General features: G+C 72.4%; 23 protein-coding genes and 1 pseudogene. 15 read left to right on the plus strand and 9 right to left on the minus strand.

Annotation, left to right across the window (positions count from 1 at the left end):
- Nucleotides 1-797, minus strand: a pseudogene (locus AB0912_RS17690) (FUSC family protein); the annotation flags it as partial.
- A gap of 259 nt (nucleotides 798-1,056) precedes the next feature.
- Between AB0912_RS17690 and AB0912_RS17695 the strand changes: the two are divergent.
- The 3 genes from AB0912_RS17695 (at nucleotide 1,057) to AB0912_RS17705 (ending at nucleotide 2,398) form a co-directional block, all read left to right on the plus strand.
- Nucleotides 1,057-1,503, plus strand: a complete 447-nt coding sequence (locus AB0912_RS17695) for an SRPBCC domain-containing protein (RefSeq protein WP_366700583.1) — start codon at nucleotides 1,057-1,059, stop codon at nucleotides 1,501-1,503.
- Complete coding sequence (locus tag AB0912_RS17700; protein WP_366700585.1) at nucleotides 1,500-1,871, plus strand: metalloregulator ArsR/SmtB family transcription factor; 372 nt, start codon at nucleotides 1,500-1,502, stop codon at nucleotides 1,869-1,871. Before AB0912_RS17695 ends, AB0912_RS17700 begins: the two co-directional genes overlap by 4 nt.
- 167 nt (nucleotides 1,872-2,038) lie before the next feature.
- Nucleotides 2,039-2,398: a hypothetical protein gene (locus AB0912_RS17705; protein WP_366700587.1), complete on the plus strand. Its 360-nt coding sequence runs from the start codon at nucleotides 2,039-2,041 to the stop codon at nucleotides 2,396-2,398.
- A gap of 237 nt (nucleotides 2,399-2,635) precedes the next feature.
- Here the strand turns inward: AB0912_RS17705 and AB0912_RS17710 are convergent, their stop codons facing one another.
- The 3 genes from AB0912_RS17710 to AB0912_RS17720 are packed head-to-tail and all read right to left on the minus strand — an operon-like array spanning nucleotide 2,636 to nucleotide 6,550.
- Nucleotides 2,636-4,702, minus strand: coding sequence for an iron ABC transporter permease (locus tag AB0912_RS17710; RefSeq protein WP_366700589.1), 2,067 nt, complete (start codon nucleotides 4,700-4,702; stop codon nucleotides 2,636-2,638).
- 4 nt (nucleotides 4,703-4,706) lie between these two features.
- A complete protein-coding gene (locus AB0912_RS17715) occupies nucleotides 4,707-5,684 on the minus strand; it encodes an iron-siderophore ABC transporter substrate-binding protein (RefSeq protein ID WP_366700591.1) in 978 nt (325 codons plus the stop codon).
- Nucleotides 5,681-6,550: an ABC transporter ATP-binding protein gene (locus AB0912_RS17720; RefSeq protein ID WP_366700593.1), complete on the minus strand. Its 870-nt coding sequence runs from the start codon at nucleotides 6,548-6,550 to the stop codon at nucleotides 5,681-5,683. Before AB0912_RS17720 ends, AB0912_RS17715 begins: the two co-directional genes overlap by 4 nt.
- 115 nt (nucleotides 6,551-6,665) lie before the next feature.
- Between AB0912_RS17720 and AB0912_RS17725 the strand changes: the two genes are divergently transcribed.
- Nucleotides 6,666-7,484 carry a siderophore-interacting protein gene (locus AB0912_RS17725; protein ID WP_366700595.1) on the plus strand — a complete coding sequence of 273 codons (819 nt, stop codon included), beginning with the start codon at nucleotides 6,666-6,668 and terminating at the stop codon, nucleotides 7,482-7,484.
- 183 nt (nucleotides 7,485-7,667) lie between these two features.
- Here the strand turns inward: AB0912_RS17725 and AB0912_RS17730 are convergent, their stop codons facing one another.
- Nucleotides 7,668-8,501, minus strand: coding sequence for a LysR family transcriptional regulator (locus tag AB0912_RS17730; protein WP_366700597.1), 834 nt, complete (start codon nucleotides 8,499-8,501; stop codon nucleotides 7,668-7,670).
- A gap of 68 nt (nucleotides 8,502-8,569) precedes the next feature.
- Between AB0912_RS17730 and AB0912_RS17735 the strand changes: the two genes are divergently transcribed.
- The 5 genes from AB0912_RS17735 to AB0912_RS17755 all read left to right on the plus strand — a co-directional run bounded on the left by AB0912_RS17735 (nucleotide 8,570) and on the right by AB0912_RS17755 (nucleotide 13,970).
- A complete protein-coding gene (locus tag AB0912_RS17735; RefSeq protein ID WP_366700599.1) occupies nucleotides 8,570-9,460 on the plus strand; it encodes an NAD(P)H-binding protein in 891 nt (296 codons plus the stop codon).
- A 291-nt stretch (nucleotides 9,461-9,751) separates the two neighbouring features.
- Complete coding sequence (locus AB0912_RS17740) at nucleotides 9,752-10,144, plus strand: helix-turn-helix domain-containing protein (RefSeq protein ID WP_366700601.1); 393 nt, start codon at nucleotides 9,752-9,754, stop codon at nucleotides 10,142-10,144.
- A 115-nt stretch (nucleotides 10,145-10,259) separates the two neighbouring features.
- Nucleotides 10,260-10,538, plus strand: coding sequence for an ANTAR domain-containing protein (locus tag AB0912_RS17745; RefSeq protein ID WP_366700800.1), 279 nt, complete (start codon nucleotides 10,260-10,262; stop codon nucleotides 10,536-10,538).
- A gap of 75 nt (nucleotides 10,539-10,613) precedes the next feature.
- Entirely contained in the window at nucleotides 10,614-12,194 is a 1,581-nt protein-coding gene (locus AB0912_RS17750) for an FMN-binding glutamate synthase family protein (RefSeq protein ID WP_366700802.1), read from the plus strand.
- Between the two features lie 48 nt (nucleotides 12,195-12,242).
- Nucleotides 12,243-13,970 (plus strand): thiamine pyrophosphate-dependent enzyme, encoded by a 1,728-nt coding sequence (locus AB0912_RS17755; protein ID WP_366700603.1) that lies wholly within the window; start codon nucleotides 12,243-12,245, stop codon nucleotides 13,968-13,970.
- A gap of 70 nt (nucleotides 13,971-14,040) precedes the next feature.
- Here AB0912_RS17755 and AB0912_RS17760 read toward each other — a convergent pair whose 3' ends face one another.
- From AB0912_RS17760 to AB0912_RS17775, 4 genes are all read right to left on the minus strand, one after another.
- Nucleotides 14,041-15,036 (minus strand): iron-containing redox enzyme family protein, encoded by a 996-nt coding sequence (locus AB0912_RS17760; protein WP_366700605.1) that lies wholly within the window; start codon nucleotides 15,034-15,036, stop codon nucleotides 14,041-14,043.
- Nucleotides 15,033-15,242: a CDGSH iron-sulfur domain-containing protein gene (locus tag AB0912_RS17765; RefSeq protein ID WP_366700607.1), complete on the minus strand. Its 210-nt coding sequence runs from the start codon at nucleotides 15,240-15,242 to the stop codon at nucleotides 15,033-15,035. Before AB0912_RS17765 ends, AB0912_RS17760 begins: the two co-directional genes overlap by 4 nt.
- Entirely contained in the window at nucleotides 15,226-15,897 is a 672-nt protein-coding gene (locus AB0912_RS17770) for a HemK2/MTQ2 family protein methyltransferase (protein ID WP_366700608.1), read from the minus strand. The genes AB0912_RS17765 and AB0912_RS17770 overlap by 17 nt, the downstream gene beginning before the upstream one ends.
- A 397-nt stretch (nucleotides 15,898-16,294) precedes the next feature.
- The gene (locus AB0912_RS17775; RefSeq protein WP_366700804.1) at nucleotides 16,295-17,449 is read right to left on the minus strand and encodes a PP2C family protein-serine/threonine phosphatase; all 1,155 of its coding nucleotides are present in this window, start codon (nucleotides 17,447-17,449) and stop codon (nucleotides 16,295-16,297) included.
- A 572-nt stretch (nucleotides 17,450-18,021) separates the two neighbouring features.
- On the opposite strand from AB0912_RS17775, the gene AB0912_RS17780 reads away from it, so the two are divergent.
- The 6 genes from AB0912_RS17780 (at nucleotide 18,022) to AB0912_RS17805 (ending at nucleotide 22,583) form a co-directional block, all read left to right on the plus strand.
- Nucleotides 18,022-18,363, plus strand: coding sequence for a hypothetical protein (locus tag AB0912_RS17780; protein WP_366700610.1), 342 nt, complete (start codon nucleotides 18,022-18,024; stop codon nucleotides 18,361-18,363).
- Nucleotides 18,364-18,462: 99 nt separating this feature from the next.
- The gene (locus AB0912_RS17785; RefSeq protein WP_366700612.1) at nucleotides 18,463-19,428 is read left to right on the plus strand and encodes an LLM class F420-dependent oxidoreductase; all 966 of its coding nucleotides are present in this window, start codon (nucleotides 18,463-18,465) and stop codon (nucleotides 19,426-19,428) included.
- 85 nt (nucleotides 19,429-19,513) lie between these two features.
- Nucleotides 19,514-20,185, plus strand: coding sequence for an HAD family hydrolase (locus tag AB0912_RS17790; RefSeq protein WP_366700614.1), 672 nt, complete (start codon nucleotides 19,514-19,516; stop codon nucleotides 20,183-20,185).
- Nucleotides 20,186-20,399: 214 nt separating this feature from the next.
- Nucleotides 20,400-20,771, plus strand: coding sequence for a phage holin family protein (locus tag AB0912_RS17795; RefSeq protein WP_366700806.1), 372 nt, complete (start codon nucleotides 20,400-20,402; stop codon nucleotides 20,769-20,771).
- Nucleotides 20,768-21,250, plus strand: coding sequence for a DUF3618 domain-containing protein (locus AB0912_RS17800; protein WP_366700616.1), 483 nt, complete (start codon nucleotides 20,768-20,770; stop codon nucleotides 21,248-21,250). The genes AB0912_RS17795 and AB0912_RS17800 overlap by 4 nt, the downstream gene beginning before the upstream one ends.
- Before the next feature lie 172 nt (nucleotides 21,251-21,422).
- A complete protein-coding gene (locus AB0912_RS17805) occupies nucleotides 21,423-22,583 on the plus strand; it encodes a glutathione-independent formaldehyde dehydrogenase (protein WP_366700618.1) in 1,161 nt (386 codons plus the stop codon).
- Nucleotides 22,584-22,692: the final 109 nt, after the last annotated feature.

Raw genomic sequence — 22,692 nt, forward strand, 5'->3', positions numbered from 1 at the left:
GCGGCGACCTCGCGCAGGAGCGCCGCGCAGTGCGGGTCCTCGCCCGGTGCCGGAGCCGGTCTCTCGAACGTGCGCGCCAACTGGTCCAGTACCCGCCGTGTGGCGGACCCGGCGTGGGCCAGCCCTCGGGCGGTCCGGCCCGCCCCGGTCGGCCGGGCGGCCGGGGGCAACTGGGAGAAGCGCAGGGCGCGTCCCGCGTCGCTCAGCAGCCGCGCCCGCGCGGGATCGTGACCGTGTCCCCGCGCCGCGGCGAGCGCCGACGTGGCCGCCAGATCGAGGGCGGCGGCGATCCGGTCACGGTAGGGCGGCGCGGACGAGGCGGGCAGGAGCAGCAGTTCGCACACGACCAGGAGCGCACCCCCGGCGAGCAGCCCGCAGAGCCGTTGCGGCAGCGTCTGCGGATCGTAGGGCGGGAAGCAGGCGAGCACGTAGAAGAGCAGCAGTCCCGGTACGACACCGGCGGGCGCGGGGCCGTAGGCCGCCGCGAAGGAGACCGTGAAGCCGATCACCAGCATGCCCGCCACGGCGGAGGCGGTGGTCACGGCGAGGGTGGTGCCGAGGGCGGTCAGTGCCGCGGCGAGCGGCAGAACGGACACAATCGTGCGGGCGCGCCGCCGGCCGCCGCCGGGGTTGGGGGAGAGGACGCCGAGCGCGATGGGGGTGAAGAGGGCGTAGACCGCGACAACCGGCCGGTCCAGCGCGTACAGGGCGGTGTAGAACCCGGCGAGGGCGGCGACCGTGACCCGCGCGGCCTGCCGTGCGGCCCGTACGCGAGCGGGGGAGAGGGGCCGCTGCATCGACGCTCCTAACCCGGCGCCTCCCCCGGGGCCTTCCCCGCCGTAGGCCCATTGTCGGCCGGGACGCGGGCGGCGGCAGCGCGGCGCGGTGGTCCGGCCGGTCGCCCGAACCGGCCGGCCGCCCGAACCGGCCGGGACGCCGCGTCGAGCGGCCGGTCCCGGACATCCTCGCGCAACCCTTGGGTTGCGCCTGCCGTCCGTGTCGTGCAACTCTGGAGCTGCACCTGAAGTGGCGGCAACGGCGATGAAGGAGCCCCGCATGAGTGAGGACCGGATCGAACGCGAGACGCTGATCGAGGCACCCCTGGAGCGGGTCTGGTCGCTGGTGGCCCAGCCCGGCTTCTGGGTGGCCGACAAGGCGAGCCTGCCGGGCACCGTGGCCAGGGAGGGGGACTCGCTGGTACTGAAGAACTCCGAGCACGGCGACTTCCCCGTACGGGTGGAGAAGGTCGAACCGCCGACCTATCTGGCCTACCGCTGGACCAGCGCGTTCCCCGGGGAGGAACTGCGCGACGACAACAGCACGCTCGTCGAGTTCACCCTCACCCAGGAGGGTGAGCGGACCCGGCTGCGCGTGGTCGAGAGCGGCTTCGCGGCGCTGGCCGGCTCCCCGGAGCTGCGCGGCCAGAACCGGAACGACCACTCCCAGGGCTGGCCCGTCGAGCTGGACGCGCTCAAGCAGCGTGCCGAACAGCCCTCCGCGTGAGCGCGGGACGCCCCGACGGCGGCGCCGGCGGTGTGGACAGCGTTCTCGCCGCCCTGGCCGACCCGACGCGACGTCAACTCCTCCACCTGCTCGCCGAGATGGGCACGGCCACCGCGACGACCCTCGCCGGCAGGCTCCCCGTCTCCCGGCAGGCGGTCGTCAAACACCTCGTCGTGCTCGACGCCGCCGGACTGGTGTCCGGTGGCCGCGTGGGGCGCGAGGTGCGGTACGCGCTGCGGCCCGCGGCACTGGACGCGACGGCCCGGTGGATGGCCGCCCTCGCCGCCGACTGGGACCGCAGGCTGGCCCACATCAAGCGGGTCGCGGAGACACCGGACCAGGCCGAGCCGCCCGCCGGGGCGGACTGACCGAGCCTGCCGGGCCATCGCCGCCCCGTGTGGCGGCGCCGGCCGACTGGGCTACGGGGAAGCCCGCCGCGCTGGTGCCGTGAGGGTCCGTTCCCCGTCTGGTGTCGGCTGGGTCACGATGACCGGAAGCGACGTGGCCGACCGTGACGTGCCTCGTTGGACCCGGCATGACGATGTGGCACCAGGACAGACCCCTCACGGTCTCGGCCCGGCCCGCGGGCACGTACTGGCTGGACGGCGCGGAGAGCGACTGCCGGTGGTGCTGTGAGCTGGGCGCGCTGTTCCCCGCCGACGCGCACACCCCGGCCGCGACACCTCGGACCGAGCCCGTGACCGAGCCCGTGACCGTGTCGTCCGTCCCGCTGGCGACCGGCGCCCGGGCCGAACCCACGACAGCCGGCGGGACGCGTGTGGCGCCGCCCGCGCTGGCGCGGGTGTACGGCTGGATCGACCGCACGCGGGTCGTCATAGTGCCCGTGGCCGTGGCCACCGTCCTGGCCGCTCTGATCCTGGTGGCCGCGGGCTGAGCGTGCTCCGGGCGGGGCGGGGCATCCTTGTTGCCCGGTTGCCCGGTTGCCCGGTTGCCCGGTTGGGCGGTTGGGCGGAGGCGGGGAGGGGTGCGACGGACCCCTCCCCGCCGCGCCTGCCGCCGCCCCCGGAACCGGGTGGCGCTTGCCTCCGGCACTGGTACGAGCACGGCTGAGCGCCTGTCATTCGCCCCCCGGCACCAGTGAACGCATGCCCCCCGGGCCCCCGTACCCGCGCTAGCGTCGCGCCCGTACCAGCAGGTACAGGAAGTACGGCGTCCCGATGACCGCCGTCACCACGCCCGCTCCCAGTTGGGCCGGAGCGATCAGGGTGCGGCCCAGGAGGTCGGCCGTGCAGACCAGGATCGCGCCCAGGAGGACGGCGACCGGGACCACGCGCGCGTGGCGGCGGCCGACCAGGGCGCGGGCCGCGTGCGGGGCGACCAGGCCGACGAAGCCGATCGTTCCGGCCGCGGCGACGGCGGTCGCGCTCAGCAGCACGCTCACGACCAGCAGCCCGAGCCGGGCGGACGCGGGGCGCAGACCGAGCAGCTTCGGCGTGTCGTCGTCGAGGGAGACCAGGTCGAGTTCCGTGCGCCGTACGACGGCGACCCCGATGCCCACCGCGAGCGCGGCGGCCACCGGCAGTGAGTCGGGCAGGGTGCGCCCGTACGTCGAACCGGACAGCCAGGTCAGCGCCTTGGTGGCGTTGAACGGGTCGGTCAGGACGATGAACAGGCTGATGAGCGCGGTGGTCGCGGCGGACACGCCGACGCCCACCAGGACCAGCCTGTTCTGCCCGAAACCGTCGCTGGACGCGAGACCGAACACGACGACCGCGGTGACCGCAGCCCCCGCGAAGGCCGCGCCCGCGATGCCCCACGAGCCCGCCGAGGGCACGCTCGTCACGAGCAGGACCGCGCCCAGGGCCCCGCCGCCCGAGACACCGAGCACGCCCGGCTCCGCGAGCGGGTTGCGGGTGACGGCCTGGACGAGGGTGCCGGACAGGGCCAGCGCGGCACCCGCGAGCAGGGCCGCCAGCACGCGCGGCATCCGGGTGTCGAGGACGAACGACACGGACTGACCGGCCCGGCCCTGCGCCCAGTTGACCACGTCGCCCATCAGCAGCTTGGTGTCGCCGAGGAGCACCGCGCCGACGACGGTGCCGGCCAGCACGACGGTGAGCACGGCCGCCGTCGTCAGGAACATGGCCCTGCTCGGGATGCGCAGTCTCTCCGGGCTGGTCGCGGTCGTGGTGTCCCGTACCCGCAGGGCCATGCCGACGAGGAACACCGCGCCGAGGATGCTGGTGACGACACCGGTGGGGACGGCGACCGCGGCCTCGGGGGACACGGTCGCGCGGAGCAGGACGTCCGCGCCGAGCACGAGGGCCGCGCCGGCCAGCCCGGCGACCGGCAGGCCCGCGCGGACGCGGACCAGCGGCCGGATACGCCGGGTCAGGGGACGTACGAGCGCGGGGGCGCAGAGCCCGACGAAGCCGATCGGCCCGGCGAGGGTGACGGCCGCGGCGGCGAGCAGCGAGGCGCACACCACCACGGTGACCCGGGTGGCGCGCACCGGCACGCCGAGACCGTGGGCCGCCTCGTCGCCGAGCGCCAGCGCGTCCACCCTGCGGGCGACCAGCAGGAGTCCGGCGAGTCCGAGGACCGCGACGGGCGCCATCTGTACGACACCGTCGAAGCCGTTCTGGCTGATGCTGCCCTGGCTCCACTGGTAGAGGCCGTTCGTCCGCTCCGGATACAGCAGGAGCAGCGCCTCGGTGACGGAGGACAGGCCGAGCGACAGGGCGCTGCCGGCCAGGACCAGCCGTACGGTGCCGGCGCCCGGTCCGGTCAGCGACAGTACGACGGCCGCCGCCGCGAGCGCGCCGGCGAACGCCACGCCCGAGGAGGCGACGAGCGGCAGGCTCGCGCCGGTGACGGTGAGCACGCCGAGCGCCAGATACGAACCCGCGTTCACGGCAAGGGTGTCGGGCGCGGCGAGCACGTTGCGGCTGACGGCCTGGAGCGCGGCGCCGGCCACGCCGAGGGCCGCGCCGACGAGAAGTCCGGCGGCGGCCCGGGGCAGCCGGGAGGCGACGACCACCGAGGCGTCGCCGGGGTCGGCGCCGCCGGTGAGGGCCTTCCAGACCTCGGCCGCGCCGACGGCCGAGGTGCCCTGGGTGATGTCGACGACCGCGAGGGCGGCGACCAGGAACGCGAGCACGGCCGTCACCGCGACCGCGCCCGTCCTGGAGGTGATGGCCCGTGAGCCGGCGGCGGGGACTGTTGCGGTGACGGCCATGACGCTACTTCGTCAGGGCGTCGACCAGCGCGTCGACGTAGGCCTGCATGGACTTGGGGCCGCCGAACATCCAGATGCCGTCGGGCAGCCGGTGCACGTTGCCCTTCTTCACGAAGGGGAGCGAGGTCCAGGCGGCGTTCTTGGCGAGGTCCTTCGCGAACGGGTCGGAGGGCTCGCTCGCGTTGCCGATGTAGGCGAAGTCCAGGTCGCCGAGGCCGGACAGGCCCTCGACGTCGGTGCTGCCGAGGCCGTAGCTCTTGTCGCCCTTGACCTTCCAGGCGTTCTTCAGGCCGATCGCCTCGTTCACGGCGCCGATCAGCGAACCGCTGGTGTACGGGCGGATGGAGACCTGGTTGGAGGCGACCCAGCCGTCGGCGAAGGCGACGGAGCGTCCGCCGAGCCCGGCGTCGGCGAGCTTCTTCTTGCCCGCGGCGACCGTCGCGTCGAACGCCTTGTTCGCCTCGGTGGCCTTGGCGGTGGTGCCGGTGGCTCGGGCGATGAGGTCGAGGTTCCCCTTCATCCGCCCGATCTGGTCGGCGGAGTCGGCGGGGCTGAGTTCCAGGACGGGGGCTATCTTGCGGAGTTGCTTGACGGCGGCGGCCGGGAGGTCGCTGGTGGCGACGATCAGGTCGGGGGAGAGCGAGGCCACGGTGTCCATGCTGGGCTCGCCGCGCGTGCCGATGTCCTTGGGCGCGTTCTTGAGCGGGGCGGAGGTGTCCCAGTCTTTGTAGCCCTTGACGTCGGCGACGCCCACGGGGTCGACGCCGAGGGTCACCAGGCTCTCGACCACGTTCCATTCGGTCGCGACGACCTTCTTGGCGGGCCCGTCCAGCTTGATCTTGGCGCCCGTCGCGTCGGTCAGGGTGATGTGCCGGGTGCCCTTCGCGGCGGCGTTCGTGGCGGCGGGCTCGGTCGTACCGCAGCCGGCCAGGGCGAGCGCGGCGGCGGTCGCGGCCGTGAGGGCGAGGAGGTGGCGTCTCATGAGGTGGTGCTGAGCCTTCCGGTTCGTGCGTGGTGGCGGCCGATGGCGCGGGTGCGCAGCCGGCCGGTCAGTGGGTCGGTGTCGACATCGATGCGGATGCCGTAGGTGTCGGTGAGGCGGTCGGCCGTCAGGACGTCCTCCGGCCGGCCGTCGGCGATGATCCGCCCGGCCCGCAGCAGGGCGATCCGGTCGGCCACGGCGGCCGCCTGGTCCAGGTCGTGCAGGACGACGCCGACGGCGATGCCGTGCTCGTCCGCCAAGTCCCGGATCAGGTCGAGGAGTTCGACCTGATAGCGAAGGTCGAGGTAGGTGGTGGGCTCGTCCAGCAGGAGCACACCGGTCTCCTGGGCGAGGCAGCCGGCCAGCCAGACCCGCTGGAGCTGGCCGCCCGAGAGGTGTTCGGCACCCCGGTCGGCGAGGCCGGCGAGGTCGGTCATGGCGAGCGCGCGCCGGATGGCGTCCGGGCCCCCGGGGTCCACCCGCGACCAGCGGGCCCGGTGCGGATAGCGCCCGAACTCCACGATGTCCCGCACGGTCAGGCCGCTCGGCGTCGGCCGCCCCTGGGTCAGGAGCGCGACCCGGCGGGAGAACTCACGGGCGGTCAGGGCGAGCCCGTCGGCCGGTTCGCTCCCGTCGTGGAGCGTCAGGGTCGCGGTGCGCGGGCGCTGGAGGCGCGCCAGGGTGCGCAGCAGCGTCGACTTGCCGCTGCCGTTGGGGCCCACCAGCGCGGTGACGTCGCCGGGCCGGAGCGTGATCGCCGCTTGGTGGACCACGTCCGTCCCGTCGTACGCCACGGTCACGTCCTGAGCGGACAGCTCATGACCGCGGGCACGGGGGGTCTCGATTGCTTCATCACCGGAACTCACGGCGGTAAGGGTAGCCTACCCTCAGTTCGATCAATCGTTCCGGTTTCAACCTGGATTCGACCCGTATCCAACGCATTCGTTCTGGTTTCAACTCAGATGAGGAGCCCTTCGCGCCATGGCGAAGATCCACCGGCTCACGCCGCAGCAGCCCAGGATGTTCCGCGCCCACGTCCTGCGCACCGAGCGAGTCTCCCCGTCCCTGCACCGCGTGACGGCCACCGGACCGGACCTCGCGGACTTCCCCTGGCGGGGCTACGACCACTGGTTCCGCCTCTTCCTCCAGCTTCCCCGCCAACACCGGCTCCGGCTCCCGGAGTTCACCGGCACGCGCTGGTACCAGCCGTACCTGGCCATCCCCGAGGACGAGCGGCCGCACTGCGCCAACTACACGGTGGCCGACCACCGTCCCGACGTCGCGGAGATGGACATCGACTTCGTCGTGCACCGCGGACTCGACGGTGAGATCGAGGGGGGCGCGGCCATCTGGGCCTGCGGGGCCCGGCCCGGCGACGCGCTCGCCGTCCTCGACCAAGGCGTCCTCTTCGACTGCCCGCCGGACGCGTCCGAGATCGTCATCGCCGCCGACGAGACCGGCCTGCCCGCCACCACCAACATCCTGCGCTCGCTGCCCCGCAACACCGTCGGCCACGTCATCCAGGAAGTGCCCACCGCCGCCGACCGCCGCCGCCTGGACGGGCCGCCCGGCGTGCGCGTCACCTGGGTGGTGCGGGACGGCGACGGATCGGTGGCCGGCACCGGAGCGCTGCGCGAACTGCGCCGGCTCACCTCCGTCGACACCGCCGGATACGCCTTCGTCGTCGGCGAGTCGACCCTCGCGCAGGAAGGACGCAGACACCTCAACCGCCTGGGCCTGCCCAAGGACCGCATCACCTTCTCGGGCTTCTGGCGCCACGCGACATCGGCGGCGGCCTGACACCGGCGACCGGGCCGAGCCGCCAACCGGGGCGGCGGGGAAGGGAGTTGGGGAGAAGGGCGGGGAGGTCTCGTCTTCTACGGGTCCGGTGTCCGGGCGGGCGGTTCTACGGGTCCGGTGTCCGGGTAGGGGGCTGGTCTGCCCTGCGAGCGCGGCCCCGCCGGCCGGGCCCGCCCCTACGAGCTAGCCCCCGCCCGCCCGGGCCCCCGCCCCCTCGCCCAGCGTCTGTTGTGCGATCGTCACGAAGTCGCGGACGTGTCGTTCGCGCCGGTCCTTGACGACGGCGATGCACACGTCGACGGGTTCGGCGTCCTTCACCGGGATGTGTACGAGGTCGGGCCGCGAGTAGGAGCACGCGACGCTGTGGGGGACCAGCGCGATGCCGTGCCCCGCGGCGACCAGTTCGAACTTCTCCTCCACCGATGACGTACGGCGCTCCCTGGCGTCGAGGATCGACTCGCCCTCCAGGTCCGCCAGGACCAGCGCCGGACGGCCGGCCAGCGGGTGGGTCGCCGGCAGACACGCGTCCTTCCGCTCGGTGCCGACGGCCACGGTGTGCAGCCCCGAGTCGTCGAAGGGGCGGCGCAGATACCCGACGTCCGCGCGCCCGTCGCGCAGCGGCGCGGTCTGCTCCCACCACTTCACCTGGAGCAGCTCGATCTCGACGTCCGGATGCGCGGCCGAGAACACCCGCACGGCCTCGGACACGTGCAGTCCGGGGGTGAAGGCGACGACCAGCCGCTCGACCCCGCGGCCGACCTCGTGGACGCGCCGGACCGCCGAGTCCACGCTCGCCAGCAGCCCCGGCGCCTCCTGGCGCAACTGCTCGCCGGCCGGCGTGAGCTGCACGCTGCGGGTGGTCCGCACGAACAGGGCGCAGCCCAGTTCCTGTTCCAGCGCGCGGATCTGCCGGCTCAGGACGGGCTGCGCGATGTACAGCTCCTCGGCGGCCCGGCCGAAGTGCCGGTGCTCGGCGACCGCGGCGAAGTAGCGGAGTTTGCGCAGATCCAGATCCATACCTCAACGGTATCAATGTCTCCCGAGAGGTATTGGACGCCCGTCCGTCCCGCGCGCAGGCTGGAGACATGATCGTCATCACAACGCCCACGGGCGACATCGGCAGCCGGCTCCTCGACATCCTCCTGCGGGACGCGGACGGGGAGGACCTGCGAGTTATCGTGCGCGACCCCGCCAAGCTCCCCGCCGCCGTCCGCGAGCGGGTCGACGTCGTCGCCGGCTCGCACGGCGACCCCGAGGTGGTGGACCGGGCCTTCACCGGAGCGGACGCCGTCTTCTGGGTCGTCCCGCCGGACCCGGGGGCCACGGACCTCGAAGCCGCGTTCTCCGGATTCACCCGCCCCGCCGCACAGGCGTTCACCGACCGCGGGGTCGGACACGTCGTCGGTGTCTCGGCACTCGGCCGCGGCACCCCGGTCGCGGAACGGGCCGGTCTCGTCACCGCCTCGCTGGCCATGGACGACCTCATCGCGGACACCGGTGTGGCCTACCGGGCGCTCGCGAACCCGTCGTTCATGGACAACCTGCTGCGCCAGGTCGACGCCATCCGGGAGAAGGGCGTGTTCACCGACACCGTGGCGCCCGACCGGAAGGCGCCCTCCGCCGCCACCCGCGACATCGCCGCCGTCGCCGCGAGACTGCTGCTCGACCGTTCCTGGACAGGGGCCGGCGAGGTGCCCGTCCTCGGCCCCGAGGACCTGTCGGCGACCGACATGGCCCGGATCATGTCCGAGGTGCTCGGCCGGCCGGTGCGCTACGAGCGGCAAGGGCTCGACGAACTCGGCGGCACCCTCTCCGGCTACGGCCTCGGCGCCGGGTTCGTCCAGGGCATGGTGGACATGATGCGCGCCAAGGACGAGGGCCTCGACGCCGGTGTCCGCCGCACCCCGGAGACCGCGACGCCGACGACCTTCGCCCAGTGGTGCGAGGAGGTCCTCAAGCCGGCCGTCCTCGCCTGACCCCGCCCTCGCTTGGCCCCGCCCACGCCTGCCCCCATTCTCGCCTGACCCCGCCCGCGCTTGACCCCGTCCGTGCCTGACCCCGCCCACGCCCGATCCTGACCGCTTGCCCGCGCGAACACCGGCGACAGGCGCCCCCGGGCCACGCTCATCTCACCCCCGTATCTCACCCCCCGTATCTCGCCCCCGTACCGCTTCCTCGCGGTGCGGGGGCGTCGTCGTGGCCCCGAAGAACACCAGAACTGGAATTCCCCCTTTGCCATGCCGGAATGCCGGGCCTACCGTGGGGGCATGCGTGGAGTGCCCGAGTCACACACCGGCTGGACCTTCCTCACCAATCACGCGCGCGTGCTGGCGGCGATCGCCGAGGACCGCACCACGCGCATCCGTGACATCGCGGCGCGCTGCCGGCTCACCGAGCGGGCGGTGGGGAAGATCATCGCGGATCTGGAACAGGAGGGTTATCTGACACACACCCGGCACGGACGCTCGAACGAGTACCGGATCGAGGAGGGCACGGCCCTGCGCCATCCCGCGGACTCCGGGCCGACGGTCGCCGATCTCCTCGCCCTGCTGGCCCAGGGACACGACGGACACAGCCGCGCGCCCACGGAAGCGCAGGACGCGCACGCCCACCGCGGGACAGCCCCCGCGCGATCACCGCGACCACCCACGAACACGTGAACAGCACGGCGAACAAGTGAACGGGTGCCGGACTTCCCAGACCTCGGAGGCGACGTTGACGTCCGACACGGACACGACCGAGCAGAACCCACCGCCCGCCGAGAACTCGGCGGACGTGGTGACACGCCTGGAGGACGAGAACCTCCAGCTCAAGCAGGCGGTACGGTCCCACGCCGTCGTCGACCAGGCCATCGGCGTCGTCCTCGCCGTCGGACAGCGCACCCCCGACGAGGGCTGGGACGCGCTCCGGGCGATCTCGCAGAACACCAACATCAAGCTGCGTCACGTCGCCGAACTGATCGTCGACTGGGCGCGCACCGGCGACCTGCCCGCCGAGATCCGCGGTGAGCTGGAGCGACAGCTCGGCCTCGACGGCACCCGGCACGAAAGGTAAGAGGCCGGGTAAGAAAAGCAGCCGGTCCCCGGCTCGTGCTTTGACGGGCGGGCTTGGGGACACACGGACCTCGTGCTGAAGATTCGTCTCGTCGTCCTGCTCGCCCTGCTCACCGCGGGCGCCCTCGCCGCCGCCCTCCTCGTCTCGCCCTGGTACTGGTGCGCGGCCGGCCCGCTGCTCCTGGCCTCGCTCGTGGCCGTCCACGACCTCGTGCAGCGGCGGCACTCGGTGCTGCGGAACTACCCGGTCCTCGGACATCTCCGCTTCGCGCTGGAGGCCCTGCGCCCGGAACTCCAGCAGTACTTCATCGAGCGGAACTTCGACGGCCGCCCCTTCGACCGCGACACCCGCAGCATCGTCTACGAACGGGCCAAGGGCACCGCGGCCGAGGAGCCCTTCGGCACCGAACTCGACCTCTACCGCTCCGGCAGCGAGTACCTCACCCCGTCCATGGCCCCCTGCCCGGTGCCCGACACCGCGCCCCGGGTGCGGATCGGCGGCCCCGACTGCACCCGGCCGTACGACATGGCGCTCCTGAACGTCTCGGCGATGAGCTTCGGCTCCCTGTCGGCCAACGCGATCCTCGCCCTCAACACCGGCGCCCGGCTCGGCGGATTCGCCCACGACACCGGCGAGGGCGGCCTGTCCGACTACCACCTGCGGCCCGGCGGCGACCTCGTCTGGGAGATCGGCACCGGCTACTTCGGCTGCCGCACGGACGACGGCGGCTTCGACGAGAAGCAGTTCGCCGAGAAGGCGGCGCACGACCACGTCAAGTGCGTGTCCCTGAAGATCAGCCAGGGCGCCAAGCCCGGCATCGGCGGCGTCCTGCCCGGCGCCAAGGTGAACGCGGAGATCGCCGAGGTCCGCGGCGTACCACAGGGGCAGACGGTCACCTCACCGCCCTTCCACCGCGTCTACAGCACGCCGCGTGAACTGGTGCGCTTCCTGGGCCGGATGCGTGAACTCGCCGGGGGCAAACCCGTCGGGTTCAAGCTGTGCGTCGGCTCGCGGCGGCAGTTCCTCGCCGTCTGCAAGGCCATGCTGGAGGAAGGCGTCACCCCCGACTTCATCATCGTCGACGGCGCCGAGGGCGGCACCGGCGCCGCACCCCTGGAGTTCGCCGACAACGTCGGACTGCCCCTCGGCGAAGGCCTGATGACCGTCCACAACGCCCTCGTCGGAGTCGGCCTGCGCGACCGCGTCCGGATCGGCGCCAGCGGCAAGGTCGCCACCGGCAGCGACCTCGTCAAACGCCTCGTCCAGGGTGCCGACTACACCAACGCGGCCCGCGCCATGATGTTCGCCGTCGGATGCATCCAGGCCCAACGCTGCCACACCAACACCTGCCCGGTCGGCGTCGCCACCCAGGACCCGCGCCGGGGCCGCGCCGTCGACGTCGAGGACAAGTCCCGGCGCGTCCAGCGCTACCAGGAGGCGACCGTCAAGAGCGCCCTGCAGATCATGGCCGCGATGGGCGTGGACGAACCGCACGGCCTGCGGCCCCACATGCTGCTCCAGCGGGTCGACCCGCACACCGTGCGCTCCTACGCCGAACTCCATGAATGGCTCACACCCGGACAACTCCTCGCATCAGTCCCCGACGACTGGGCAACCGACTGGAAGGCGGCCCACCCGGACCGCTTCACCCACTGACACCACATCCCCCGCCCCAGGGGGCCGCACCGACCGAAGGGCCATCCTGTGACACGCACCGTCGCCCACGTGATCGTCGACGCACTCAAGGAACTGGGCGTCCGGCACGTCTTCGGGGTCGTCGGCGACGCGCTGAACCCGCTGACCGACGCCATCCGCACCACGGACGAGGTCGACTGGGTCGGCTGCCGGCACGAAGAGGCCGCCGCCTTCGCCGCGGGGGCGCAGTCGCAGCTCTCCGGCACCCTCGGCGTCTGCATGGGAACCGTCGGACCGGGCTCGGTCCACCTCCTCAACGGGCTCTACGACGCCGCCAAGAGCCGCACCCCGGTCCTCGCGATCTGCGGACAGGTCCCGCTCGCCGAGATCGGCAGCGAGTACTTCCAGGAGGTCGACAACGACCTCCTCTTCCGCGACGTCGCCGTCTACCGGGCCACCGTCACCTCGCCCGACCAGATGCCCCGCATGCTCGAATCCGCCGTACGCGCCGCCTTCAGCCAGGGCGGAGTCGCCGTCCTGACCGTCCCCGGCGACCTCGGCGACCAGGAACTCACCGAGGACCGGCCCACCCGCTTCGCCCTGGACCGTGCCGTCACCCGCCCCGACGACCCCGCGCTCACCGAGGCCGCCGACCTGCTCAACAGCGCCTCCCGGGTCACCCTCCTCGTCGGCCGCGGCGCCCGCGACGCCCGCGCCGAAGTGCTCCGCGCCGCCGAACTGCTCTCCGCCCCCATGGTCCTCACCCTCAAGGCGAAGGAGGGCTTCGAGGACGACAACCCCTTCCAGGTCGGCCAGACCGGGCTCATCGGCAACCCCGCCGCCGCGCACGCGCTCGACCACGGCGACGCGCTCCTCATGCTGGGCACCGACTTCCCCTACCGCGACTGGTACCCGAAGGACGCGAAGGTCGTCCAGATCGACGCCCGTGAGGAACACCTCGGGCGACGGGTCCCGGTGGACGTGGGCCTCGCCGGTGACGTCGGGGCGACGCTGCGCGGACTGCTTCCGCTGCTGAAGGGCTCCTCGGACCGCGCCCATCTGGACGACTCCCGCGAGCGGTTCACCCAGTGGCAGGAGGGCCAGCGGAAACTGGCCGAACCCGACCACGAACGCCGCTGGACCGGGAAGCTGCGCGCGGCCCTGGACAACCGGGACCACGAGATCCGCCCCGAGGCACTGGCCGCCGCCGTCGACACCTACGCCGACCAGGACGCCGTGTTCACCTCGGACACCGGAATGGCCACCGTCTGGCTCTCCCGCTTCGTCACCATGACCGGCACCCGGCGTCTGATCGGCTCCTACAACCTCGGCTCGATGGCCAACGCCATGCCGCAGGCCCTCGGCGCCCAGCTCTGGGCGCCGGACCGCCAGATCGTCGCCTTCTGCGGAGACGGCGGACTCAGCATGCTGCTGGGCGACCTCATGACGATCAAGACGTACCGACTGCCCGTGAAACTGGTCGTGTTCGACAACCGGCGGCTCGGCATGGTCAAGCTGGAACAGGAGCAGGCCGGGCTGCCCGAGTTCGGCACGGAACTCGACAACCCCGACTTCGCCGCCGTCGCGACGGCACTCGGCCTGACCGGCATCCGCGTCACCGACCCCGCCGACCTCCACGACAGCGTGCGCCGGGCGTTCGACACCCCGGGGCCGGTCGTACTCGACGTGCTGACCAACCCCGAGGAAGTGGCCGTGCCCGGCAAGCCCACCGTGTCCCAGGGCTGGGGCTTCGCCATCGCCAAGGTCAAGGAGGTCCTGTCGAGCCGCGAGAACTGACGAACCGGCGAGTCCGGACGACGCCGGCGACGGGCATTCCCGACGCCGGCCGGTGACGGCTTCGGACTCCTCAGCCGACGGCGGTGAGCGGGACGCGGAGCGCGCTGCGCCCCTCCCGCCAGGACGACAACAGGTGGGCGGCCAGCCGGTCTTCGAGGAGGCCGGTGGCCAGCACACCGAACGCCACGTCGGGTTCGAGTTCGGGCTCGTCCTCCAGCAGACCGCCGACCACGTCGTGGCGGACGACCTGTTCGTGTACGGCGTCGGCCTCGACATGCTCGTCGTAGAAGCGCTGGGCGGCCTTGCCCGCGCCCAGCCGGCGCAGAGCGGTGGCCAGGCGCCTCGATCCGGGGGAGGAGGTCGTCTCCACCGCCGCGAAGTGGCCGACCAGCGCTCCCCGCAGCGCGCGGTGCAGGCCCAGCAGGGACATCAGGTTGACGGTGGCGAGCGCCTGCGCCGGAGCCGCGTCGAGGTAGTGGCCGTACTCCGTGCGCAGCCCGAGGTCGGCCATGAGATCCGCGAACAGCCGCGCGTGGACGTCCTCTTCACGTCCGGCGCCGAACTCGTCGTACTCCACGGCGACCATCGCCGCCTTCGCCCGGCCGCGCAGCCGGGGGATCACCCACAGATGCGGATCGGCCTCCTTGAGGTGGTACAGGGAGCGCAGCGCCGCGTACTCCTGGAACTGCCAGAGTTCGCCGTCGCGTTGGAGATGGTGGCTGACGCTCGTCTCGTCGTGTCCCACCGGTTCGTCCAGGAGGGCCTTCAGGGCGGTGTCGGCGCTCGGGTCGTCGGGCACGTCGGCGCGCAGGGCCTGGAGGAAGCGCAGTTCCAGCGACCGGCGCAGGGCCAGCAGCCCGGGGTCCCACTCCCGTTCGTCGTTCACCTCGGCGAAGCCGCGGTAGTGCAGTTCGTACAGCGTGTACAAGGTGAGCTGGAGGTCGTCGCCGTAGGGGTCGGCCTCCTCCAGGCCCTCGGGTGCGGGCAGCGGGGTGCCGTAGCGCAGGGTCGACAGGAGGGGCCGCGACAGTTCGCCGCGCGCGGCGGGAAGCCAGGGGCCGCTCATGAGGTCTCCCGTCTGGTCCGGTGCCGGTGGCTGGTGTCGCACCACGGGTAGATGCGGCTGCGGCGGCAGGTGCAGATCGCCGTGCGGAAGCGGTGGGACGTGTGGACCGTGCCGTCCTCGTCGACCACCTCGACCGGCCCCTCGACGACCAGGGGCCCGTCGCGGTCCACGGTGATCCGGCGCGGCCGTTCAGGCGTGCTGGGCACGGATGACCACCAGCTCTTCCAGGTTCTCGTCGTCCTCGGCCAGCAGCCCCTGACGGCGCAGCCAGCCACGGCGGGTGTTCAGTACGGGCCCGAAAGGGATGACGGCGCGGTCGGTGACCGAGGCGTCGAACCCGGCCTCGGCGAGCCGCCGCAGGGTCTGCGGGGCGCCGCACATGGCCGAGTGGACCAGCAGGAGCACCCCGCCGGAGCGCAGCGCGCTGGGCGCCTCGTCGCAGACCCGGTCCACGAAGGCGCGGCCGTCCGGGCCCGCGTCCCAGGCGCGCGCGGGGGAGTGGCGGGGCAGCCGGGGGCCCGGCGAGGGCACGTAGGGCGGATTGCTGACCACCAGGTCGTACGTCCGTCCGCGCACCGCGGCGGTCAGATCGCCCCGGCGGACGGTGACATGCCGGCGGGCGATGAGCGCGTTGAGGCGGGCGGTGAGCACGGCACGCCAGGCGATGTCGACGGCGGTCACCTCGGCACCGAGCCCGGCGGCCCGCAGCGCGAGCGCGCCGCTGCCGGTACCGAGGTCGAGCACCTGGGTGGCGGGACCGACGCGCTCCCGCGCCAGCGCCCGCATCAGCAGTTCGGTGTCGTCCTGCGGAGCGTAGACGCCCGGCGGAGTGAGGAGCGGGCTGTGTCCGGGTGTTCCCATGGGCCATCTCCGGATCGCACTTCTCGGGGCAAAAGCGTACTAATGCGATTGAGCCTGGCGAGTTCCCTCACGCGAGGGGTCTACACGCGATCTCCGTGACGGGCTTCCCCGGCTTCGCCGCCTGGCTTTCGCCGAGGGTCGAGGGCGCGGGGCGAGGGGCGCGGAAGCGGGCCGAGGGGCGACGGCCTTTCGCCGGGGCCGGGGCGTTGCCGCGCGGTGGCGCTCGGAGACGGGGACCGGTGGGGGCCTGGACGAAGTCCTGTGTGGCGCCGGTAGCGGCGCCACACAGGAGTCGCCGACACCAGGGTGAAGCCGGCTCCGCCATCTTATCGGCGGATTATCGATATGGCCGCTTATGCCAGGATCATATGCACTCCCGTGTACGGGTTTCGGCCCGTCACGGTCTGGGCGGCGGTTTCCACTCCACCATCAGGATCGTCGCGTCGTCGCGCAGCTTGCTGTGCTCCGAGTCGAGCAGCCGGTGGATGAGGCGGCGCAGTGTCTCGGGCGCCAGCTCGCCGCCCGCGGCCGCCCGGATCACCGAGTCGGCGAAGCGGTCGAGACCGAAGAGCGAACCGTCCTCCATCCGGGCCTCGGTCACCCCGTCGGTGTACATGAGCACCCGGTCTCCCGGTTCGAGCGAGATCTCGTGCACCGTGCGCGGCGCGTCGACCAGCGTCGCGGGCGCCCCCATCGGAGGGTCCGCCTCGCGCGAGAGCGCCCCGTCCACCAGACGCTGGTTGCGGATGAGCAGCGGAGGCGGATGCCCGCAGTTGATCCAGCGGAGCGAGCCGCTCGCCAGCTCCAGTTGGAGGAGCACCCCCGTGCAGAACTGGTCGGGCAGCCACCGGGCGAGGGCCTCGTCCACGCTCGAGACCAGTTCCGGCAGATCGGCGCCGGTGCGGCGGGCGTTGCGGCAGGCGGCCAGCGTCACCACGCTCGTCAGGCCCGAGGCCAGGTCGTGCCCCATGGAGTCGAGCATCGCCGCGTGCAGGGTCGTGGACGTCAGCGCGTGGTCGAAGGCGTCGCCTCCTACCTCGTAGGCGGGTTCCAGCACGGCCGTCGAGACGACGCCGGTGTTGCCGATGGTCCGGGGCGGCAGATAGGCCCGCAGCATCTCGGCGGGCAGCTGCATGGTCTCCGTACGGGTGCGCTGGACGAAGGTCTCCTTGTACGCCCGCTTCGAGGTGATCATCATCGCCAGCAGTGCCGCGATCGAGCGGCTGCGGCGCAGGGTCACCGCGTCCACCGCGTCGGAGTGCACACACAGCAGGCCCAGCCGCTCCGTGCCGTCCACCAGCGGCAGCCAGATCACGATCTCGCCCGTCGGGGACTCCTCCACGCGCAGGGAGAGGGTGCGGTAGGCCCAGCCCGCGAGGCTGGCGTCGATGTCGAGGGGCGTCGAGATCTCGGTCAGCGGCATCAGATGGCGCTGCTGGAGGTCCGCGAGGTACACCACGATCTGGTGCACGCCGAGCGCCGCCGCGCAGCGGTTCACCACCCCCGTGAAGTCCCGGGCCGCGACACCCGGATCGGACAGGACGTCCTCCAGCAGCTCGATGTCGTCGTCCGGGGCCGGCACCGGATCTCCCCTCGACGCGTTCGTCCATGGCACCAGCAGTCAAACACCGGGTGCGCCGGTGTGCCCGGCGGGCGGGGGTGCCGCGAGGTCACCCGTCGCGCGCGGACCGGCCGGCGACCGGTCCCGTGGCGGGCCGGTGGTCACCGACATGATCGTCCGCCAAGGGGGTACTCGCGCCGGACGCAGCCCCATGCCCGCCCTCCCCAGGAAGCGAGAACGCCGTGAACACCGCGAACGCGTCTCCCGTGCCCGGCGGACCGCCCGCCTGACCCGTCTCCGCGCGCCGTGCGAGCCCGGGCGGGCGACGCTGGGAGAGGCGGCCCCACCCGGGCCCGTCCCGGGACCCCGCCGAACGGGTGATGGCCGGCCCGCCTCGCGGGGGACACGGGCGGACGCGCGCGCAGTGCCCCCCCCCGGCACCTCGGCGGAGCCGCACCGGGCAGGAGCCGTACCGAGCGGAAGCAGTACCGAACAGCAGCCGTGCCGAGCGGCGGCCGTACGGAAACAGAAGTCGTACCGAGCAGAAAAGGAGTGTGGCCCTGATGGTCACCGTGTCCCTCACCGGAGCGTCCAAGGAGGACGCCGCCACCGTCTTCGACGTCCTGCGGACGGCGTTCCCCACCGACCGGCCCGCCGGTGACACGCTCCACGAGCAGTCCGGCGACCACCCCGTGTGGACGGCCGAGTTCGAGCCCACCGAGGAGCGCATCCCCACCGGCCCGACCTCCCTGGAGGGCTCCGTCGCCGCCACGCTCCAGGGCGGCTACGTCGCCGTCGACCGGCTCTGCGACGCCCTGGGCGGCTCCTTCACCGTGCGTGAGCGGGGCTCGGCCTCGGGGGACCAGGAGAAGGAAGTCGACCTGGAGCTGCGGACGAAGAGCTAGGGCCTGTCGTTCGGATCAGGTGGCGCCGGGGTGAGGCGCCGGAAGAACTGTCGCGGGCGAAGTGCCGCAAGGCCCCCGCGGTACGAGGAGGAGAGCGACATGGTCCAGATCGGCTACACGATGATGACGGAGCAGGCGGGGCCGCGTGAACTCGTCGGCCATGTGGTCGGCGCCGAGCGCGCGGGCTTCGACTTCTCCGTCACCTCCGACCACTACTTCCCCTGGCTGGACACCCAGGGACACGCCCCGTACGCGTGGAGCGTCCTCGGCGCCGCGGCACAGGCCACCGAGCGCATCCCCCTGATGACGTACGTGACATGCCCGACGACCCGCTACCACCCGGCGGTCGTCGCACAGAAGGCCGCCACCCTCCAGCTTCTCTCCGAGGGACGCTTCCGTCTCGGGCTCGGCTCGGGCGAGAACCTCAACGAGCATGTGGTGGGCGGCGGTTGGCCGGCCGCCCATGTCCGTCTGGAGATGCTGGAGGAAGCCGTGGAGATCATCCGCGCGCTCTTCGCCGGCGGGAACGTCAACCACCACGGTCTCCACTTCGACGTCGAGAACGCCAAGCTCTGGGACCTGCCCGACGCGCCCCCGCCGATCGGAATCGCCGTCTCCGGGGACCGCTCCTGCCAACTCGCCGGTCACCTCGCCGACTTGGTGATCGCGACCGAACCGAAGGCGGAGCTGATCTCCGCGTTCGAGAGCCACGGGGGCCAGGGCAAGCCCAAGGTCGGCCAGCTTCCGATCTGTTACGACACCGACCGCGACGCCGCCGTCGCCCGCGCCCACGACCAGTTCCGCTGGTTCGGCAGCGGCTGGCCGGTCAACTCCGAACTGCCCGGCCCCACGGCGTTCGCGGGCGCCACCCAGTTCGTACGGCCCGAGGACGTGGCCGAGTCCATCCCGTGCGGTGACGACGTCGAAGCGGTCGTGGAGGCCGTACGGCCCTACGTCGACGCGGGGTTCACCGAGGTCGCGCTCGTCCAGATCGGCGGCGACCACCAGGAGCCGTACCTGGAATGGGCCGAACGCAAGCTGCTGCCCGCGCTGCGCGAGCTGTGAGCGCGTCCGGCGGACGCGGACCCCGGGGCGCCGCCCGGGTGCGAGAACCGGAACGACGACCCGCCAGAGGACGAGGACACCTGCGATGAGCACGAAACGCGCCGCGATCTTCGACGTCGACGGAACCCTCGTCGACACCAACCACCTGCACGTGGTGACCTGGTGGGAGGCGTTCCGGCAGGGCGGCCGCCGGGTGCCCATGCGGGACATCCACCGGGCCGTCGGCCTCAGCGGCGGCGACCTGATCGAGCACCTGCTCGGCAAGGACCGCGACACCGACGAGGACGAACAGTTCACCGCCGCTCACCACGCCCTGTACGCCACGTACTTCGAGCGGCTGCCGGCCCTCGACTCCGCGCGTGAACTGCTGCGCGCGCTGGCCGGCCGCGGCTGGCAGATCGTGCTGGCGACCTCGGCCGGCGGTGCGGAACTGGCAGCGCTGCGCCGGGCCATCGACGCCGACGACGTCATCCTCGGGGCGGCCAGCGCCGACGACGTCGAGGACGGCAAACCGGCCCCCGGTCCCGTCGAGCAGGCCAGGGAGCTGGCGGGCGTGCCGAGCGAGCGGGCCGTGTTCGTCGGGGACACCGTCTGGGACATGAAGGCCGCCGCGCGCGACGGCACGATCCCGGTCGCGGTCCTGTCCGGCGGCATCCCCCGGGCGGACCTGGAGGAGGCCGGCGCCCGCGCCGTGTACCGGGACCCGGCGGACCTTCTCGACCGCCTGGACACGAGTGTCTTCGCCGAACGGGAGTGACCGGCACGGCGGAAAGCGGGCCGGATCGTGAATGACGGCGAATCGGGCTCCTGAAGTGGCCGGATCGGGGTACTCGCTTCCTGACCGAGCACCGGGACATCTCAGTGTCCCGGGCATGGCCGAGGAAAATGGGCAGGAGGCGATCGCCGTGTCGAGTGCGCGGCCGCAAGTCGAGGGAACCGGCGAGCAGACACGGGAGCCCGGATCGCACCAGGTGGGTGAACTGGTGCAGCAGGCCTCGCAGCAGCTCACCGAGCTGGTACGGGGTGAACTGCGTCTGGCGCAGGCGGAGATGCAGGAGAAGGGCAAGCGTTACGGAAAGAGCGGCGGACTGTTCGGCGGAGCCGGAGTGGTCGGCTTCCTGATGCTGGAGGCCCTGGTGGCCACCGCGATCGCCGGACTCGCCGTGCCGCTGCCCGTCTGGGCCGCGGCGCTGATCGTCACCGCGGTCCTGGGTGTCGTCGCCGCGGTGCTGGCCCTGAACGGCAGGAAGCAGATCCACCGGGCGTCACCGCCCAAGCCCGAGCAGACGATCGAGAACGTGAAGGCCGACGTGGCCGAGATCAAGAGGAGTGCCCACCGATGAGCAAGCCCTCCGACGGCGAGCAGACCGCCGCCACCCCCGAGGAACTGCGCGAACAGGTCGAACAGACCCGCGCGGAACTCGGGGACACCGTCCAGGCGCTCGCCGACAAGGCCGATGTGAAGGCCCGGGCGAAGGAGAAGGGCGCCCAGGCGAAGGAGAAGGGCGCCGAGGTCGCCGAGCAGGCCGCCGCCAAGGCGGCCGAGCTGAAGGGCAAGGCCGTCCTGGCCGCCCACTCCGTCCAGGGCAAGGTGCAGGACAAGGTCCCGGACCCGGTCAAGGACAAGGCCGCCCAGGCCGCCGTCCAGGTCCGGGAAGGTGCCGCGAAGGCGGGCCGAGTCTGGGACGAGAAGGCTCCCGAGCCGGTCCGCCACCAGGCTGCCGAGGGCGCCCGGGTGGCCCGCGACAACCGCACGCTGCTGCTCAGCGTGGCCGGTGCGGCGACGCTCGTGTGGCTGATCGTCCGACGCAAGAAGGCGTGACCGCTTCCCCGGACGCGGAAAAGCCCCCCTGCCTTCGCGGCACGGGGGCTTCTTCGTGTCCGGGCGGCGGGGCATGACGCCCAGGGAGACCACTGGAGTGGGTGTTTTCTGCCGGTTTGGGCGTTTCGTGCGTGGGGACTCGGCCGGGGAGGCGAAGAGGAGAGGACTGATCATGAAGGCTGCGGTATACGAAGGCCCGCGCACGGTGACCGTCAAGGACGTCCCGGACGCCAGGATCGAGCATCCCGGCGACATCCTGGTCAAGATCACCTCGACCAACATCTGCGGCTCCGACCTGCACATGTACGAAGGGCGGACCTCGTTCGAGACCGGGCGCACGCTGGGGCACGAGAACCTCGGCCAGGTCGTGGAGGTCGGCTCCGCCGTCAGCAAGGTCCAGGTCGGGGAGTACGTGGTCCTGCCCTTCAACATCGCCTGCGGTTTCTGCAAGCAGTGCGAACGCGGTCTGACGAACTACTGCCTGACCATGCAGCCCGAGCCGGCGCTCGCCGGCGCCGCCTACGGATTCGCGGAGATGGGCCCCTACCAGGGCGGCCAGGCCGAACTGCTGCGCGTCCCCTACGGCGACTTCAACGCGCTGCGTCTGGGTGAGGACGCCGCCGAACGGCAGCTGGACTACGTGATGCTGGCGGACATCTTCCCCACCGGATACCACGCCACCGAGATGGCCGAGGTCCAACCCGGCGACCAGACACTGGTGTTGGGCGCCGGCCCGGTCGGGCTCATGGCCGCCTACTCGGCGGTGCTCAAGGGCGCGGGCCGCGTATGGGTCGCCGACCACCACCCGGACCGGCTCCGGCTCGCGGAGGAACTCGGCGCCATCCCCATCGACACCAACGACGAGGACCCCGTCGAGGTGGTGAAGGAGGCGACCCTCGGCCTCGGCGCGGACAACGGCTGCGAGTGCGTCGGCTACCAGGCCCACGACCCGCAGGGTGACGAGGACGCCAGTCTGACCGTCAACCAGCTCATCGACGCCGTCCGGTTCACCGGGAGCATCGGCGTGGTCGGCGTGTTCCTCCCCGAGGACCCCGGCGGCGCGGAGGCCCAGGGCGAGCAGGAGGCGCAGGGCAGGCCGCCGATCGACTTCGGCACGATGTGGTTCAAGGGGCAGCGGATGGGCACCGGCCAGGCGCCGGTCAAACGCTACAACCGCGCGCTGCGCGACCTGATCGCCGGCGGCAAGGCCGAGCCGGGCCTCATCGTCTCCCACGAACTCGACCTCTCCGAGGCGCCGTCCGCGTACGAGCACTTCGACAACCGCGACGACGGCTGGACGAAGGTCGTCCTGCATCCGAACGGCCACAACTGAGTCCCCGCCGTGCACGCCGTTGCCCGGGACGGCCGAACAGCCGCCCCGGGCAACGGGGTTGAACGCGGGCGGATGCCCAGGGTCTAGGGCAGGTCCCTCGGGTCTACAG

The sequence above is a fragment of the Streptomyces sp. NPDC007084 genome, from assembly GCF_040703595.1.
GTDB lineage: Bacteria > Actinomycetota > Actinomycetes > Streptomycetales > Streptomycetaceae > Streptomyces.

Excerpts from the sequence above, each read along its gene's own strand:
- AB0912_RS17695 (WP_366700583.1), top strand. The coding sequence starts at position 1,057 with ATGAGTGAGGACCGGATCGAACGCGAGACGCTGATCGAGGCACCCCTG.
- AB0912_RS17705 (WP_366700587.1), top strand. The coding sequence starts at position 2,039 with ATGACGATGTGGCACCAGGACAGACCCCTCACGGTCTCGGCCCGGCCC.
- AB0912_RS17710 (WP_366700589.1), bottom strand. The coding sequence starts at position 4,702 with ATGGCCGTCACCGCAACAGTCCCCGCCGCCGGCTCACGGGCCATCACC.
- AB0912_RS17715 (WP_366700591.1), bottom strand. The coding sequence starts at position 5,684 with ATGAGACGCCACCTCCTCGCCCTCACGGCCGCGACCGCCGCCGCGCTC.
- AB0912_RS17725 (WP_366700595.1), top strand. The coding sequence starts at position 6,666 with ATGGCGAAGATCCACCGGCTCACGCCGCAGCAGCCCAGGATGTTCCGC.
- AB0912_RS17730 (WP_366700597.1), bottom strand. The coding sequence starts at position 8,501 with ATGGATCTGGATCTGCGCAAACTCCGCTACTTCGCCGCGGTCGCCGAG.
- AB0912_RS17735 (WP_366700599.1), top strand. The coding sequence starts at position 8,570 with ATGATCGTCATCACAACGCCCACGGGCGACATCGGCAGCCGGCTCCTC.
- AB0912_RS17740 (WP_366700601.1), top strand. The coding sequence starts at position 9,752 with ATGCGTGGAGTGCCCGAGTCACACACCGGCTGGACCTTCCTCACCAAT.
- AB0912_RS17760 (WP_366700605.1), bottom strand. The coding sequence starts at position 15,036 with ATGAGCGGCCCCTGGCTTCCCGCCGCGCGCGGCGAACTGTCGCGGCCC.
- AB0912_RS17770 (WP_366700608.1), bottom strand. The coding sequence starts at position 15,897 with ATGGGAACACCCGGACACAGCCCGCTCCTCACTCCGCCGGGCGTCTAC.
- AB0912_RS17780 (WP_366700610.1), top strand. The coding sequence starts at position 18,022 with ATGGTCACCGTGTCCCTCACCGGAGCGTCCAAGGAGGACGCCGCCACC.
- AB0912_RS17785 (WP_366700612.1), top strand. The coding sequence starts at position 18,463 with ATGGTCCAGATCGGCTACACGATGATGACGGAGCAGGCGGGGCCGCGT.
- AB0912_RS17790 (WP_366700614.1), top strand. The coding sequence starts at position 19,514 with ATGAGCACGAAACGCGCCGCGATCTTCGACGTCGACGGAACCCTCGTC.
- AB0912_RS17800 (WP_366700616.1), top strand. The coding sequence starts at position 20,768 with ATGAGCAAGCCCTCCGACGGCGAGCAGACCGCCGCCACCCCCGAGGAA.
- AB0912_RS17805 (WP_366700618.1), top strand. The coding sequence starts at position 21,423 with ATGAAGGCTGCGGTATACGAAGGCCCGCGCACGGTGACCGTCAAGGAC.